This window comes from Limosilactobacillus reuteri subsp. reuteri, from assembly GCF_000016825.1.
Classification (GTDB): Bacteria; Bacillota; Bacilli; order Lactobacillales; family Lactobacillaceae; genus Limosilactobacillus; species Limosilactobacillus reuteri.
Map to the genome: position 1 here is coordinate 1,387,602 of NC_009513.1, position 17,415 is coordinate 1,405,016.

11 protein-coding genes and 4 pseudogenes are annotated in these 17,415 nt (G+C 38.2%); 1 reads left to right on the plus strand and 14 read right to left on the minus strand.

Annotation, left to right across the window (positions count from 1 at the left end; translation table 11 throughout):
• Nucleotides 1-135 precede the first annotated feature (135 nt).
• The 11 genes and pseudogenes from LREU_RS07035 to LREU_RS07085 all read right to left on the minus strand — a co-directional run bounded on the left by LREU_RS07035 (nucleotide 136) and on the right by LREU_RS07085 (nucleotide 8,988).
• Nucleotides 136-1,110, minus strand: coding sequence for a hypothetical protein (locus tag LREU_RS07035; RefSeq protein ID WP_003668595.1), 975 nt, complete (start codon nucleotides 1,108-1,110; stop codon nucleotides 136-138).
• Nucleotides 1,044-2,486, minus strand: a complete 1,443-nt coding sequence (locus LREU_RS07040; RefSeq protein ID WP_003668597.1) for a glycosyl hydrolase 53 family protein — start codon at nucleotides 2,484-2,486, stop codon at nucleotides 1,044-1,046. Before LREU_RS07040 ends, LREU_RS07035 begins: the two co-directional genes overlap by 67 nt.
• 565 nt (nucleotides 2,487-3,051) lie before the next feature.
• Nucleotides 3,052-3,606 (minus strand): N-acetylmuramoyl-L-alanine amidase family protein, encoded by a 555-nt coding sequence (locus tag LREU_RS10705; RefSeq protein ID WP_003668598.1) that lies wholly within the window; start codon nucleotides 3,604-3,606, stop codon nucleotides 3,052-3,054.
• The gene (locus LREU_RS10260) at nucleotides 3,516-3,875 is read right to left on the minus strand and encodes a hypothetical protein (protein ID WP_003668600.1); all 360 of its coding nucleotides are present in this window, start codon (nucleotides 3,873-3,875) and stop codon (nucleotides 3,516-3,518) included. The genes LREU_RS10705 and LREU_RS10260 overlap by 91 nt, the downstream gene beginning before the upstream one ends.
• Nucleotides 3,876-4,007: 132 nt before the next feature.
• Complete coding sequence (locus LREU_RS10385) at nucleotides 4,008-4,226, minus strand: IS3 family transposase (RefSeq protein WP_003668601.1); 219 nt, start codon at nucleotides 4,224-4,226, stop codon at nucleotides 4,008-4,010.
• Nucleotides 4,227-4,256: 30 nt separating this feature from the next.
• The gene (locus LREU_RS10390; protein WP_003668602.1) at nucleotides 4,257-4,631 is read right to left on the minus strand and encodes a DDE-type integrase/transposase/recombinase; all 375 of its coding nucleotides are present in this window, start codon (nucleotides 4,629-4,631) and stop codon (nucleotides 4,257-4,259) included.
• 32 nt (nucleotides 4,632-4,663) lie between these two features.
• Entirely contained in the window at nucleotides 4,664-5,515 is an 852-nt protein-coding gene (locus tag LREU_RS07060; RefSeq protein WP_003668604.1) for an IS3 family transposase, read from the minus strand.
• Nucleotides 5,512-6,225 (minus strand): annotated as a pseudogene (locus tag LREU_RS10115) (helix-turn-helix domain-containing protein). Before LREU_RS10115 ends, LREU_RS07060 begins: the two are co-directional and overlap by 4 nt.
• Before the next feature lie 51 nt (nucleotides 6,226-6,276).
• Nucleotides 6,277-7,906 (minus strand): annotated as a pseudogene (locus LREU_RS07075) (IS1182 family transposase).
• A gap of 120 nt (nucleotides 7,907-8,026) precedes the next feature.
• The gene (locus LREU_RS07080) at nucleotides 8,027-8,374 is read right to left on the minus strand and encodes an IS3 family transposase (protein WP_003668612.1); all 348 of its coding nucleotides are present in this window, start codon (nucleotides 8,372-8,374) and stop codon (nucleotides 8,027-8,029) included.
• Complete coding sequence (locus LREU_RS07085; protein WP_223659336.1) at nucleotides 8,374-8,988, minus strand: helix-turn-helix domain-containing protein; 615 nt, start codon at nucleotides 8,986-8,988, stop codon at nucleotides 8,374-8,376. Before LREU_RS07085 ends, LREU_RS07080 begins: the two co-directional genes overlap by 1 nt.
• A gap of 15 nt (nucleotides 8,989-9,003) precedes the next feature.
• Here LREU_RS07085 and LREU_RS07090 point away from each other — a divergent pair.
• Nucleotides 9,004-9,990: pseudogene (locus tag LREU_RS07090) on the plus strand (IS30 family transposase).
• Nucleotides 9,991-10,104: 114 nt separating this feature from the next.
• Here the strand turns inward: LREU_RS07090 and LREU_RS07095 are convergent.
• The 3 genes and pseudogenes from LREU_RS07095 to ltrA form a co-directional block, all read right to left on the minus strand.
• Nucleotides 10,105-14,572, minus strand: a pseudogene (locus LREU_RS07095) (glycoside hydrolase family 70 protein).
• Nucleotides 14,573-14,727: 155 nt separating this feature from the next.
• Nucleotides 14,728-15,609 (minus strand): C40 family peptidase, encoded by an 882-nt coding sequence (locus LREU_RS07100; RefSeq protein WP_003668620.1) that lies wholly within the window; start codon nucleotides 15,607-15,609, stop codon nucleotides 14,728-14,730.
• Between the two features lie 150 nt (nucleotides 15,610-15,759).
• Complete coding sequence (gene ltrA / locus LREU_RS07105; RefSeq protein WP_003668623.1) at nucleotides 15,760-17,133, minus strand: group II intron reverse transcriptase/maturase; 1,374 nt, start codon at nucleotides 17,131-17,133, stop codon at nucleotides 15,760-15,762.
• Between the last annotated feature and the right edge of the window lie 282 nt (nucleotides 17,134-17,415).

Genomic DNA, 17,415 nt, shown 5'->3' on the forward strand with positions numbered 1-17,415 from the left:
TTAATCACTTATGTAACTAAGTATATATGTTGGAGGATGATTTGGCAAGGGGAAAAGTGAGTTTAAAAAGAAAAACAGTTCATATCCGAAATTGGATACGAACTACTTGGTAAACAAGCGTATCAGTATTTCTAATTAATTTTCACTAGTTACCATATCTTTTTTTGCCCATTTAAGGGAAGCAGTAGAGTTAACTGTTACCGGCTCGCCATACTTAGTATTATTACTATCAACGGAATCAAGCCAAAAGTCATAATAATAATGGTTACCATCCGCTGTCTTATAATCAGCAGTACCAGTTATATTTTGTGGTAAGTTTTCTTTTAACTTGTTCAGAGTAGCAGTGCTAATATTTGTCCCCTGTGCACCAGTTAACAGTTGCTTTACACTCTTAGTATTTATCAAGGGCATATCGATACCCTTTGTAAGTTGTTCTCCTGCCTTTAATGGATCGGTGAGAACAACTTGCTTACCGCCAACCTCATTCCACACTTTAGAAACGCGAATACTAATCGGTGATGTTACCTCTTGAACACCAGGTTCAGCATCAACTACCACCGTTGCTGAATACTTAGCAGTCAATGGCTGGCCGTATTTAACATCCTTATTATCATTGACAAATTCGACTACTCTATTTGCATCGCCTTCGATCCAGTAAACATAATGATACTTGGCTCCATTAGCTGCTTCATAAATTGGTGAGGAGATACCATTACTTAGTTGATTAGCAATCTGGGTTAAGGCTTCTTGACCGATTACTTGATTGCTTTCACCACTCAATTGCTTACTTACTGAAGCATTCAAAAATTCCTTATTATCTAAGACTTTCCCGGTAACTAAACCATCATTGGGCTTTACATCGGTATTATTCCAAATCTTAGTAACAACTGATTTAAGTGCCGACTTTACTTGTTCAGGACTCTTGTAACCCTCAAGCATTCCTTTATAAACGTTTAATGATTGAAGCGGGTGACCTTGATCATCAAATAGTGCAACATTATCCCAGGTAGTTCCACCCCATATAGTCTGACCATTGTAATACATCACTGAATCTGGAGCATAACCAACTGCATTCTTTGATGCCCAACCGGTTCCATATACATCAGACATTTTCTTATTATAGTCCCAATTTTGCCAACCAGCTTTATCAGGAATCCACCTACTCCGCCTTGGGCAACTAATGCTTTATACATATCTTCAATTGCATTAACCTGCCCTTGCGGATCATGACTATATGCTTGAATCTCATCATTAGCACTAATAGAATTTCCTGTCCCATCGGCATCATTGACATTATTAATCCAGCCTGTTTCTAGTACAACAGTTTTCTTACCAAATTTCCGCCAAGCCATCTTTTCAATCGCTTCTAAGTTAATTGGTGTACTTGCGCCATATCCCAGATCAACATTGTCATACCAACTATTACCGTCATGAGTCGACCAGAATGGGTAATAAGAAGTTCCTAGGTAGTCATACTCGACATTATTATTCTTCAAAACCGTCATAATGCTACGATACTTACTAATGTTTGGTGTCTCAAGCTGAATGGCAATCTTGGCATTTGGTAATACTGACCTAACTGCTCCTGACGCGGTTCCTAAATATTTAGCAACTTGGTTTCCTTGGTCACTTTCCCATATAGTCGCCCAGTTTTCACCATGGTCACGGCCGGTCCAAATACCAAAAGCACCATTAGTTACTTCATTCCCTACTTGAACCATTTCAACATCAGCGCCGGCCTGCTTCAAATCGTTAAGAACTTTGCTTGTGTATAAACTTATCTCTTTTGTAAGATCAGCTGACGATAAATTCTTCCATGCTTTGGGAAGCGGTTGCTTAGCTGGATCAGCCCAGAAATCAGAGTAGTGGAAGTCAACTAAGATTTTCATTCCATATTGACTTGCCTCACTAGCCATCTTGACTAATGACTCTTCATCATTATTTCCACCACCATAACCAAAGCCTTCTGCATTGTATGGATCATTCCATAGACGAAGACGAATCCAGTTTACACCAGCATCTTTTAACATCTTAAACAAGTTAGCTTCTTGACCATTAAAGTCATAGAATTTAACACCAGCATTAATTAAAGACTGGTAACTGGAAATATCAACTCCACGAATCATATCATCTGACATGTTTGGAATCTTCTCAACAGTAATACTATCATAACGGAGACCAGTATCAGTACCTGTCTTATATGCTAGGTTGAGTTCTTCAGCAGTTTTTCGACTGGCCGGGGTCTTATCATTAGCAGTGCTCTTAGCTGCACCCCAAGTTAAAGTAGCAGTATACGTTATCTTAATTGGATCACCATACTTAACACCATTATTAGCTATCAAGAAATTATTTAACTTCTCAGTAGCATCTTTTCCAGCTAGCCAAAATTCATAATGGTAAGCATCCCCATTATCGGCATAGCAATTCTTTGCACCATCTAAAGCATATTCATTACCTGCTAGGCCAGCAAAAATTGCTTTTAACACATCATCAGAGATTCGAGTGCCTTGTTTACCTTGTAAGAATTCACTGCTAAATTGAGTAACGCCATCTTTTACATCAGCATTACTTAAGTTGTCGTTAACTTTAATGGCATCTTTTACCGTTACACTGAAACCGGCAGCAGGGTAAAACGGTACTGATAGTAACGTTTACTGGCGAACTTGCTTTTTGAGAAACATTTTCTTGACCTGGTTTAAATAAAACAATCGCTAACTGATCTTTGCTTGCATCTGCCCCTACGCCCAATACCGAATTATTAGCATCAGCTGGATTAAATGAATTGATAAACCGTTGAACAAGTGTTGATAGGTCAACATTATTAAAGTTAGTGGTAAATACAGATAATACATTACCCGTTAATAACGAATTTTTCTTTAGCTTATCAGCAATACTTGCCTTATTTGCTTTAGTATCGCCCTGTGCTACCTCTTGGGCTAAATCATGTAAGGCTAATTCACGGTAATTATGATCTTTACTTTGCCAATCATATTCAACATTTTGAATATTTTCATTATTTAATGCTGTGGCTACCTGCTTAGCAACAGTATTTCAAATTTCAGAAGGATCATTTACTTGGATTGCTTCACCATTAACATTGAAATGATAGAATTTACCGTCAATGATCTTCTCTTGATCAGTGAGCATAATTCCATCATTATCGAAATAATACTGTTTACCATCCTTATTTAAGAATTGACTGGTATAACAAGCACCATCAGCTCCAAAGTAATAAGTGTGGTTATCAATATTCTTAAATTGATCATGGATATTAAGAACTGCCCCATTAGCATCGAAATAGTAATACTTATTATCAAGTCTCTCAAAGCGTGAAATAGCTTGCTGACCAGCTGGACCAAAGTACTTATTATCTATCCACTTATTAGTTACTTTTAAGTAAGTCGTCGGATCAAAGTAATAATAACTACCGTACCATTCCTTTAACCCTGTAACGATACGACCATCTGGGCCAAACATATACCAATCGCCCCACTGAGATTGACGGTAATCATTATCTACTCGCAAATAAGTATTCGGATCAAAGTAGTAATACGTGCCAGCCCATTGGTAAACTTTAGTAACAATGCGGCCATCGTGACCGAACATATACCAAAGCCCCTATAGTCATTGTCTACTCGTAAATAAGCGCGTGGATCAAAGTAGTAATATGTGTCAGCCCATTGCTGTACACCAGATTGAGCAATCCCATTATCCATCAAATACCAGTTTGTATTCCACTGAACATTAGTATTAGGAATAGTTGGTAAATTAACGTACTGTCGGCCATTCAGTGGTTTTCCATCCTGATAATAGGTCGATTGACCATTTTCATTTTTCCAACCGGTCACAATTGTCTGTTGCTCGTTATCATTCACTTGCGAAGTAACCGTTAATTGATTTTGAGTAGTCTTTGACTGTGTATTCGTATTTTCTTTATTACCATCTTCTATTGATAAAGTGGCGGTTGGGGCTGAAGTGCAAGAAAAAAGTTAGACAAAATTAAAATATTAAGCTGCTAAGGCATGATTTCGGTATTCGACCGGAGTCATGCCTTTTGCTTTTAAGGTTGTTCTGACATGATTAAAATATTGAACATATTCTTGAGAAAGTTCGCTTAATTCTGCAATATCCTTACAAGGCAGAAATCCTGCTAGTAACTCAGTCTTAAATAAGTGAAAGAAACTTTCTACTGGAGCGTTATCCAGGCAATTTTCCTTCCGTGACATACTTTGAATAAACTGGTGATCCGCCAATTTTTAAGTATAGTAATCTAACTGGTAATGCCAGCCCTGATCCGAATGGATAATTGGGTAAGCATTATCAGGTAGATTGGTAATTAATTCTTCTACGGTTTTTACAATCAGTTCTTTATTCGGACCAGTACCTATTTGAAAAGCTAGAATCTCTTGACTTGCTTCATCAATCATCGCTGAGATATAAGCCCACTGATGATTAGCTAAGCGGACCTGTGTCACGTCAGTATGAATAACATGATAGGGACGTTTTTCATTGAAGTTTTGTTTTAACCGATTGTCCGCAATCTTACCAACCGTACCATGAGGCTGGGAATTAACTATTAATTCTTGATTCTCTAACAGTAAAATCCGGACTATGATTTTTGATCGAGGCACTATCAAGTATACAGTTTAAATAGAAAAATAGTTTATGCGGCTTGAGCGCGGAATTTTTCTGCGCTCAAGCCGTTTTTAGATGTATAAGCTCGTTGAGTGTTGAAATATTTAATAGCTTCCTTTACTGATTGTTCTAATTCCGTCAATGTTTTAGGCCGCGAACGTTTGGCTAACCAAATGAGCTTAAAATCATTCCACCAGCGTTCCATCGGCGAGTTCTCCCAAGGATGGCCTGGGTGTGACATGCTGTGAATACAGTTTTGATCGGCTAAATAGTCATTAAAAGCCATTGAACAATATGCTGATCCGCGATCCGTATGGATCAGCGGATGGGCATCCGGTTCCACTTTGAAGGCACGTTTAAATACCTCAATTGCTGACACTGCTGTTTCTGTGGGTGAGATATTGTAGCTCAAAGCGTAACGTCCATACAGGTCCAAAACCACATGCACGCGAGCCTTCTTTACCTGATCTATCCCGTACAGAACCTCTGTAGTATCGGTTACCCAAACTTCGTTTTTACTCTGACGATCAAATTGTTCATTGAGTAAATTATCATTGATATATTCTTCATAACGCTTAACGCGATTATGTCTCTTCTTCCGGATATTAGCCCTGATTCCATGATTTCTCATACAATTAGTTGCCCGCTTTAGTCCCGCCTTGAAGCTTAGTTTATTTTCGAAGGCTAGTTGCGTTGTCATCGCTAAGTAACCCAGTGTCCACTTATGTTTTTCTTCCAATTCTAGAATTGCTTCAAGTAGCTCTGATTGTTCAACTTTATAATTACTTGGCTTTCTATGAAGCCACTTGTAGTAAGCATCTCTAGTTATGCCAGCGATCTGACACAAGACACTAATTGGCCAGTCATGTTCTTGACTCAATTTTTTGATAGCTTATTGTTTGAAGAATCGTTCGCCTCCCGATTGCGTATTTCCATTACTTTTTTTGAGTAGGCATCTTCCATTTCTTTACGAAGAAGTTGGGCCTTTAGTAAGCGATTTTCAGCTTTTAGTCGATCAACTTCTGTCCATGCTTCCTTCGGCTTGGCTTTACCCCGCCGATCACGAAGTGATTGCGGGTCATTACCACTTTTACGATATTTTTGATACCAACCATAGACTTGTTGGTAACTAACATGGTACTTACCTACTGCCCAATTGTAGTTGATATCATGTTTAATCAGTTCCTCAATTATCGATAATCGTTCTTCAAAAGTAGTTTTCCGTCCTGGCATAATTGAATCTCACTTTCTTGGCGTATAAGCCTTCAGTTTTGATTCATTATACTGGATAATCCAATTTGATAATTGTCTTTTTGATTTTAATCCATGTTTGATTGCGAATACTTCAAGGGAATCTGTTGATTCCTGATATTATTGAACCAAAGCCAGCTTAAATTCCTTTGAATAGCTACAATTGTGGTGAGTAGATCGCAATCCATCAATCCCTTGGTATTTATAAAGTAATTGCCAATGTGAAATGGTACTGTCATTAACTAAATACTTTCTAGCAACCTCTTTAACACTAGAATGACTTAATTCGTTTAATATCGATAGCTTTTCTTCTGTACTATATTTTGAATTCCTACCCACAAAAAATGCCCTCCAAGTATATAAGATGAATTTTCTATTTCATCTGTATACTTAGAAGACATTATAGCCTCGATCCAAAAATCGTAGTCCGGATTTTAAATTATTTATGAAATTAGTCTCCAATCGACTAATTGATTGGCCAAATTTCGTTAGATTTAATGCCATCAGGGCTAGCCCCATGTCATTTTCCACAGCCCGTTGACCACGGAGATGAGTTCGGCGTATGCTAAAATCCCTCTTCATGTGACCAAAGACTGGCTCAACGTCGAACTTTCGTCGACGATAAATTGCCTTGCCTTCGTCACTTGAGGGGGTATCTTTAACTTTAGCTTTATAATAATTCCAGGTTGGGTTAACCTTCATATAGCGTTGACGACCACCTGGTGTCTTCGCTAGCTCATCTAATTTGACTGATAGTTGATGTTTATCAGCACGATAGATTTTAAAGTTGCGCTTAAAGCCATACTTATCAGTGGACTTACTGTAGCGATAAAAACTAAAACGAACTCCTAAATAATCGATGTAGTAATCATCCTCGGCATTATACTGCCAATTTTGTGATTTAGTTGGATCGTTTTTAAATTTACGTTTCTGTTCCTTTTGATAGGTGGTGTATGGGATAACCGGCTGCTTTTCAAACCGATCAAGAATCATTGTGTAATTGTACTCACTACCATAGCCTGCATCGGCGACGATATGTTCAAAGAAATCTAAAGCATGAAACTGGGTAAGGAATGGCACTAAGGTCCTGGTGTCAGTTGGATTTGAAAACAGCCCGTAATCAAGGACAAATTGCTTATGGGTAGCGATTTGCAGGTTATAGCCGGGCTTCAACTCCCGATTCATCATTGGATCTTCCTTCATACACATGAAGGTCGCATCGTGGTCAGTTTTGGAATAGCTATTACGACCTTGGAAGATATTTTCAGCACGTTCATACTTTTTGGCACGCGGAATTAGGTCGTTGCTTAATTGGTGACGAAGCTTTTTTAGAAAACGACGACGCCGTTTTCTAACTGAACCACCTTTGATGATTTTTGGTTCTTGCTTAATCTCCTCATCTAGCTTAGTGATTTTCTCCGCCAGTTCTTGTTTCATTACTTCCATGCCTTCGGCGGAAGTAACCAGCTCCGGTGCCATTTCTTGCACCACTTGCTTTTCTACTAGTTTCTCATAAAGCTTACTTGTCTTTTCTCTTAACTTAGCGTGATACTTTTCAACTGCCCGTCGCCAAGTAAATGAATATTTATTGGTATCGGCTTCTACCTTGGTCCCATCGATAAAAACTGCATCATTTTGAATTAGTCCGTGATCTTTCAAAGCCATGGTAAAGTAAACAAAGGCATGTTTAATTAGCTTACTAGCGTGCTGACTGCGTCGAAAGTTATTGATGGTATGGTAGCTATAAGTATAATCATGAGCTAACCAACGCATTGGCAGGTTCTCATCCAACATCATTTCAATCTTTCTTCCAGAATACGTAGGCAAACAAGAGAATCTTAAGCATAATTGCTGGATGCGATGAAGGGCGGCCGGTAGCTGCTCCTGAATCTTCTAATAGCACATTTTGTGGAATCGAGTCGACAAAATCACTAATTAGCCGCGCAATATGATTTTGTGGTAAATCATAGTTATAGTTTAGTACGAATTCGGTTTGTCCTATGGTATAATTTTGATACATGAAAATCGCTCCTTTTGGTTGTTTTGTGGTAATTACATCATATCAGGAACGATTTCCTGTGTACATAAAAACCGGATGATGAATTGTTCAAAAAATTCATCATCCGGTTTTTATTTTGGACTAGGAGTTTTTCCCCAGCCTCTTACGATGGCGATTATATAAGGTTACTTGAATATTTAATTCCCGCATTAACTTGCGAATAGTATCCCCACTCAGGTGTAATCCTATTTGATCCAGCTCCATTTGAATACGACGATAGCCCGCGGCCCAACGTCCACGAAGTCTAAACCGTTGGGCAATCTTTAGAATTTGAACTTTAGCTTCTTCGTATTTGTCGTGGGAGTGGACAATTCGTTTACGTTCATCATGATAGGTTGCCTTGGCAAGCCCAATGGCTTTGAGAAGATCGCCAATCTTATAGCGCAGTTTCTTTGGTCGCTGTGATTGATCGTCCCTGATCTGATCCACTATTTGAGTTTTCTTCCCGGCTTTGATGGTCCGAACAGGGACAGCGATTTTTTTAAGATATCGCGCTCCATCTTAGTTTCATAAAGTTCTTGGTTCTTCTTCGCTAATTCTTCCTTTAATCGTTCCAGCTCACTCTTATTAGCGAGCTGATGAGCCTGTTTTTTAGTATGTTTCACTTTAGACGGCCTACCTTTCGGGTGAGGCTTCAAAGCTGTAATACCGTCCCGTTCAAATTGCGAGCGCAAGCTCGAAACTTGCGCTGTTAAAATATCAAAGCGAGCGGCTACTTCAGCCATCGAATCCTCATGAGTTTGGTAGTAGTCTATCACATTTAGTTTAAAATCGGTGGTAAATATTCGTTTATGACGCCGTTTTTTAAGTGCATCGATCCCCCTCAATTGGTATCTCTGAATCCATTCCGCAATACGCCGCCCACTAATTTGATATTTCTTACTTAAATCATTAGTGCTTTGTAAAGTCGAAAGGTATTCTTGAACAATTTGGGCTTTCAGTTCTGGTTTATATCTGGTCGGCGAATTTACAATTGAAATGCAACACAAAGTAAAAAATAAACCCATACCGGGTAGAATATGTTTAACGACCAAATCAAACAATTCGAGGTATCCGGTATGAGCTATAAACATCTTACTATAAAAGAACGTGAAATGCTTATGTTTTTACGAGCTAAGAGGTTATCTATCCGGGCTGTTGCGTTACGGCTGGGGCGAAATCCAAGCACTATTTCACGAGAATTAAAACGTTGTGCAGGTCATTATTCCCCAAGTAAAGAAGAAAATGACTATCATCAAAAGCGAAAGAATTGTCACAAGAAGCGGCTATTAGACAGCCATCCACAACTACGCCGTCAAATTGTTTATTACATCTTAGATCTGCACTGGTCACCAGAGCAGATTACCGCTCGCTTTAATAAGGAACATCAATGGTGTGTTAGCTACAACACAATCTACCGTCATATCTATCAACACAATTTAGGTGAGAAGTACTCCTCACATGGCGATACCGGTATTCAGCGCCATCTCAGACATAAACATCGGACGCGGTATTCAAAGAATACTAGACGACATCGAGAAGTACAGACGGACTACATCTCAATTCATGAGCGCCCTGGTTTTATCAACCAGCGTCAACGTATTGGTGACTGGGAAATCGATACTGTGATTGGGCGAACGGGTCATTCCATCCTTTTAACGGTTGTCGATCGGCTTAGTCGGCTTACGCTTATCAAAAAGGTTGCGTGAAAGGACTCGCAGGAGATAAATAAAGGCTTAGTTGAACTGTTAGGGGCCATTCCTAAAGAATTTGTTCATTCTATTACACCAGATCATGGGACCGAATTTCTTCATCTTGATGAAATCAGCGAAAGATTAGGTGTTACTGTCTATTGGCCCGATCCATATTCCCCTGAACAGCGTGGAACAAATGAGAATACAAATGGATTAATCCGGGAATATTTTCCCAAGCGAACAGATATTGATAATTATACAGAACAGGACGTTGAACACTGCCAAAAGCAGTTAAATCAACGTCCGCGCAAAGTGTTAAATTATGAAACCCCATATGAAGTATTTTTTGACAAACCGTTGCACTTAGTTTGACAATTCGCCTCATACAAAAAAAGTGCCTCACAATCATTAGATTTCTTGTCTAACCATTGTAGGGCACTTCATGATTTATTAGCTATTTATTCACTAATAAAGATCATTTTCATATTAAATATTTTCTTGGTTTGCATAGTAATCTGCAGACGATATAGCATCAGGCAATGTTGTTGCAAATGCTTTATTATTACCATCATTCAAATATGCATAGTAACCGTTAGGCATTTTAACTGCTAAACCAATACCAACATTCTGTAATGAAGTACCATTTTCATATTTAGCTGACCATTCAGTAATGCGAGTATTCGGATCAGGTGCCACTCCTGTGGAAGCAGCCTTTGTAGTAAACAAGTCTGGATACTTTTGCTTTAATTCAGCTAGATACTTACCACCATAATCTTGTTGACCTTGGCCTCCACCACGTGTATAGCCAAAGTAGATTTGATCGGCAAACGTTTGACCATCAACACTTAACTGTTTTGCATCACGATCTACTCGTGTAACTGTAACAGCTTCTTGAGTTGAGAAACCAATCATCTGATTCATCACAAGGTCTTCTTGAACCTTTAAACCAGCCTGATGAAGTGCTGCAATCGCATTAGAAAGTTCTTCTCCATTACCATATTTAGTAGGATTATCTGCAGTACCTAAATTATAACGATCTGTCATAGCATATCCCTCATTATAGCGACTCGTATTAAATGGCGTGTAGGAAGGAGCCATCCAGAAATCAGTAATACCTAATTGATTAAACAAGGCTACATTATCCTTTATTACATTATAGGCATGTTCATTAACGGTAGTTGGTTCTGGCTGGAACAAGGAGAAGTCTTCATAAATCATATGTGAATCTAAGGCTGCATTAGAAGTAAATACTTTTCCAGGAACATTTCGGACTTCTTGTGCACTTGTCCGAGCATTTTGAGTACCATTAATTAACGGTACCCAAACACTTAGATAGCCACTTACATAAGGATTACTGTAACCCTTAACCGTAACCCGTAAAATACCCTTACTATCAGTTGTAAGGACTGATGGATTTACAGAACCGTTGCTATTATAGGTTAATCCATCAGCAGTACTATCAATTAGATTACGATATTGTTCATTAGCATGGGCAAGTCCCATATTAATTGCTACTACCTGCTCACTCATTGACGGATTATTCCCGACAATAACGGCCATTCCAGTAGTACGACTTAATGGATCTGTACCGTTGCTCGATACATCGACAACTCCTTTACCATACCGAACACTGGTAATAAGATTATCATTCACTTTAGTCATTGTCTGACCACCGTTAACAAATTCACCACGTGCTTTCATCAGTGTAGTAATTGCATCATAATACATTGACTTCGTCTTCATATACTGATCGGTTTCTTTATATAAATCGCCATAGTATACCTGTGGAACCGTATCTTTATTACTTAATAGCAGAGCATATTGTGCTGGCAAGTTATACTGAGCATATTTCTTATCAGCCTTTGCTTGATCTGCATAGAATTCATCCCATGCTTTTTGAGCATAAGTCGACTTATAGCTATTAGCCATAATATCTGGAATATTAGGATGATTGTCAATAATAATTTGATTAATCACATTCTTTCGCTGATCATGATTAGTTACAAATGACCAGTTAGGCGTAGCGGTATTCTCAGTAATATCATTAGCTCGGTTAACGACACTATTGGTTATTAGGTTATTAACATTGTCTCGTTTGTTTTCAGCTTGTCCTAAAACATTTTCTAATGTATAGAAATATCCCGCATCCATAAATAATTCAGGATTTCCTTTATCATTAAGCATTCTAGCAGCACCTGAGTGGTAACCTTCGTTATATACTAAATGGTTGTTAGCATTTTCCTGGTTACCCTTCGTATGATACATATCATTAACAAGTTGTCCCAATTGATCCAGCACATCTGCATCAATGTTATCTGCAGCATCTACCCGGAAACCATCAAAATTACCATCAGCATTATACTTCATTAGTTTACCGTAATTTAATAGGAAGTATTCCCAATTAAAGTTTTCAGCTTGGACAGCTGGATTTGAATTATCAATATCATTACCAACTAATAATTCTGGACTCTGATCACTATTATCATTATTTGTCTGATTATTAATGGTTCTGTTCATTAAACGATAATTGCTATCAGCATAGCTAGTATTACCCTTAGCTTGATTATCTGAATTGTTATTAATAAAGATTAGCTGGTTATTATCAATTGAACCACTAACATCTGGAACATAGCCATTGCTATATTCTACCGGCAATTCAGATTTAGCTGATAATTCAGGAATCGTTAGCATAAACTTATTAATATCATTTGCTAATGGACCAGTTGACTTATTAGCAGCAATACTCTTTTCGATTACGAAGCGAAGATTACGAGCATATTTATTTAATGTTTGGGTATCAGTATCTTGCGAAAGATTAGTTACGTTATCCTTAGTTAATCCATAATCAGTATTGGTATAGCCATTATCAACAAAGTATTTAATAAATTTGGCTTCCACATCTTTACTTGGCCATGTATACATTAATAATGGGCGCCAATCACTGGCAGTTGTTTTATACCATGTCTTACCATCTTGGCTCGTACCATAAGGACGATACCAACCAGAATAACTTAGGTAACCATCAGTATTATTAATTGATGAAGAATCCTGACTATAAGCCATATTCTCCCAATCACCTGAATCAAGAGTCTTAATCAGCTTATTGCTTAACGAGTCATAGATATTAAACTTGCCATCAACAATCTTTCCATAAAGATTTCCTAATAGTTGACCATTTGATGCGAAGTGGTAGTTCTTACCATCTATTGTTTGCTTACCAACTAATGCTGCACCGTCGGAACCAAAGTAATAAGTGTGAGTGTCGATTTTCTTGAATTGGTTACGAATAATCTGACCATTGCCATCAAAACAATAAAATTTATTATTAATATTTTCTAATGATGAAATTGCTTGACGACCATCTGGACCAAAGTATTTATTATCAATCCACTTATTTGTAACCTTAAGATAAGTAGTTGGGTCAAAGTAGTAATAGCTACCATACCATTCTTTCAAGCCAGTAACAATTCGACCATCAGGGCCGAACATATACCAGTCGCCCCATTGAGATTGAACATAGGCATTATCGACCCGTAAGTGGGTTACCGGATCAAAGTAATAGTAGCTACCAGCCCATGGAGCAACCTTACTTGCTGCTGTTCCATCTGCTGTAAACAAGTACCAGTTACCATTATTAGCTTTGATATAATTATTAGTTACTGCAAGGTAAGTTACAGGATCAAAGTAATATAATTGATTATTTTTACTCCATTTATATAGACCAGTCACAATTCGACCATCTGGACCAAACATGTACTTAGATCCCCATTGAGATGTTACATAATCATTATCGACCCGTAAATAAGTTGTAGGATCAAAGTAATAATATGTTCCAGCCCATCGCTGAACACCACTTTGAATCCGACCATCATTACCAAAGAGGTACCAATCACCCCATTGAGATTGGAGATAAGCATTATCTACACGCAAATAAGTTGTGGGATCAAAGTAGTAATATGTTCCGGCCCACGGATAAACTTTAGTCACAATCCGACCATCGTGACCAAACATATACCAAAGTCCCCATTGCGACTGACGATAATCGTTATCTACACGCAAATAAGTTGTAGGATCAAAGTAATAATATGTTCCGGCCCACTGTTGAACGCCAGATAATACTTGACCATCGTTGCCAATCAGGTACCAGTCGCCCCATTGAGATTGAACATAATTTTCCTTGTTAGCTTGAAGATGAGTTACGGGATCAAAATAGTAATATTTACCATTAACACTTTGAATACCGGATAGAGCTGCCCCATCGTTTCCTAGTAGCATATTTCCTTTAGAAGTAGAAATATACTTATTAGTTTCACGGAGATAGGTTGTAGGATTAGCATAATACGTATTTCCATTGTAATCATAAAGACCGGTAACAGCTCGTCCGTCTTTACCGAACATATACCAATCTCCCCACTGAGATTGACGATATTCATTATCTACTCGAAGATATGTAGAAGGGTTAAAGTAGTAGTAAGAACCAGCCCATTGTTGAACGCCAGATTGTGCAATACCATTATCTACTAAATACCAATTATTATCGGTTTGGACATTTGTATTAGGAATTGTTGGCAGGTTCACATACTGGCGTCCCTTGAGAAGTTGATTGTTTTGATAATACTCCATTTGCCCTTGAGCATTCTTTACCCAACGATTTTGTTGTTGATTAGAATTATCTGCTTTAGGATTAATTGATTTAGGGCTTTGAACTTTTTGTGCTTTTTGATTATTAGTTACGTCATTAGTACTTGCGTTAGAGGATACAGATTTAATATTTTCACTCGTTTGTGCAGCAGGCTGATTGACAGCAACATTATCATTTGCATTGGTTGCTGAATCAGCACTTGCTACCCCCCCCTAAATTTAAAATAAGGCCAGCTGAAACTGCAGTAATAATGGCTGCAGTAAACCATTGCTTACCGCTTTTATATAGTTTAAAATGCTTTTTTATGTCCATAATCTATTTTCCTTCCCAATAGATGATTGATTAGTATTTAACAAAGACAATATAACTCATAATTACAATGTTTTCAATTGAAAGTTTGCTCCAGGCTAACGTAACAAAAAAGAAAATGCCCAGTCCTATTGACTAAGCATTTTGATTTCTATTTATTATAAAATTCTTCTTGCAAAAGTTGGATGATAATATTTAATATTAGTTATCTTTACATTTTGTCCTTTCGTAGGTGCCTGGATAAAGTTGCCATCGCCAATGTAAATTGCAACATGATAGGCATTCCCGTAATTTCCCCAGAAAAGAAGGTCACCTGGCTGTAATGAATTTAGACTAACCGCTTTACCCTGATACTCTTGTTGATAGGTTGTTCGTGACAAACTTATGCCCACTTGTCGATATACATATTGAACTAGTCCTGAACAATCAAATGAATTGGGCCCGATAGCTCCCCAAACATAAGGCATCACAGGTTGTTTAGCAATTGAAACAACTTGTGATGCCTTATTTGAATGAGCAATTCCTTCGTTATCAAAATAATAGCTAGTACCATCGATTATCAATGTTTCATTAGTTGCACGAGTACCATCAGATTTAAAGTAATACGAATGTCCCCAATTGTAATACCACTTGTTCTGATACATGACCCCACTATTATCGAAATAGTAAACTTTATTATTTTGGTTTAAAAAGTAATTAGTTTGCCTTTGACCATTTTGATAGTAATAATTATTACCATTTTCGTTAACTACTCCATTTGTAGCAGCTTGACTCTGAACTAAATTTACTGACTGAAAATTAGAAGAAGGTGTTACCTGCATATTAATCTGTTGATCAGATGTCTGATTATTCTCATCCTTCTTTACTAAATTATTATTCTGACTATTATTAGTTTTATCAGATACTAATACAGCAGATTGTTGCATTTGATTATTTGGATTAGACTCATCAGCATTTACAATACTTATCGAACCAATAAGAAATACACTACATGAAAATAATGCTGAGTACCATTTTATATTGCCCTTAGTAAACTTCATAATTAGTCACTCCCAATCTTATCAATCATTTATATTATAGCGCTTTCACTTCTAAGGATCGAGTAGGAGATAATTGATTAGTTCAATTATCGACCTCTCACACCACCGTACGTACGGTTCCGTATACGGCGGTTCGACAACTTAATCACATTAAATTGATTGGAGCGTCTTGGACATATTCATAAGTCCGAGTTGTTCCAGTTTTCTATTAGTTAGAGAATAGCTCAAGGTCTTACTATGTGCAGTTCGCCAGTAGCCCTTTCGGGTACTAGCGAAGACATATGCATCATGCTGGGACAGCCCCAACTTCTGTAAGTTAGTTACCTTAGTTTTAAACTTTTTCCATTGCTTCCAAATATACTGCCTTATTCGGACCCTCAACCACTTGTCAAGGCGTTGAATAAAGTTAGTTAGTTTCCCAATTGAGTAGTACTGAAGCCACCCACGCATTTTTCGATGAATTTCTTCAAACATTCTTGTCAGAGATATTCCACGATTACGTTTAGTTAATAACTTCAGTGCTTTCTTTACTCGCTGTTGCGATTGTTTAGCTGGACGGGCGTAGGCCCCATTGTGGTCTACACCCAACGAAAAGCCAAGAAACTTCAACCGTAGCGGGCTACCGACTTTGGTTTTATCTGGATTCACTTTAACTTTCAAGCGCTTTTCTAGAAACTGTGTAATGCTTCGCATTACTCGTTCTCCGGCTCGTTGACTTTTAACATAGATGTTACAATCATCCGCATAGCGCACAAAGTGGTGACCACGTCTAGTCAACTCTTTGTCCAACTCATTTAGATAGATGTTCGCCAGTAGTGGTGACAATGGCCCTCCTTGTGGGGTTCCTTTTTCACTCTTAGCGAAAAGCCCATGGTCTAAGACTCCGCTAGTTAGAAACTTACGAATGAGTCTTAGTGTCCATGGGTCATCAATATATTGTTGGAGATACTTAATCATCAAGTCATGATTAACGTTATCAAAATAGGCTTTTAGGTCTAAGTCGGCAACTCTTCGATAACCTTGATTATAAAGATCTACTACTTTTTCAATAGCGTCATGGGCCCCACGGTGGGGACGGAAGCCAAAGCTATTATCAGAGAAAACACGCTCAAAGATAGGCGTAAGAATTTGGGCTACAGCTTGTTGAACCATTCGGTCCACCACCGTTGGTATTCCAAGTCTTCTTACTCTACCATTAGGCTTCGGAATTTCTACCCGTTTGACTGGAGCTGGTTTATACTTGCCCTCACGCAAACTAGCGATCAGTTCCGTCTTATTTTCTCTGAGATATGGCAGAAGGTCATTGACTGTCATATCGTCAACGCCTGCTGCTCCTTTATTTCTCTTAACTCGCAAATAAGCCTGATTAAGGTTATTGCGATCCAAGACCAGGTCTTGGATAGTGACACTCATACCTTTACCTTCACCATAACCGGTACTACGCGCCCTTGTGTACTTTCGGTTTTCCAAACCTATCCTCGACAAGCGGTCAGCTTGTTGTTCTGTTTTCTGCGATTGTCGCACCTGATTACACCTCCGATATAAGTTACAAGTTATTGTCGTTCAGTCCTTCATCTGATTATTCAAACTACTATGACCTCGGCTGACTTCTGGCTTACTCAACACTGCATCACTGCACCGCTTGTTTCTGTGGAAATTAAACTTATTCCTCTTGTCGGAAACGTGTAGGCCAGATCTCCCCGGGTAAGAATATTAGCTTTCGTACCATGTCATCGTTAGCTTTACTGAGACCAACTTCGAGTAGTATTGGACTTCAACTTGTCTAGCAGCCTTATCCAGTTAATT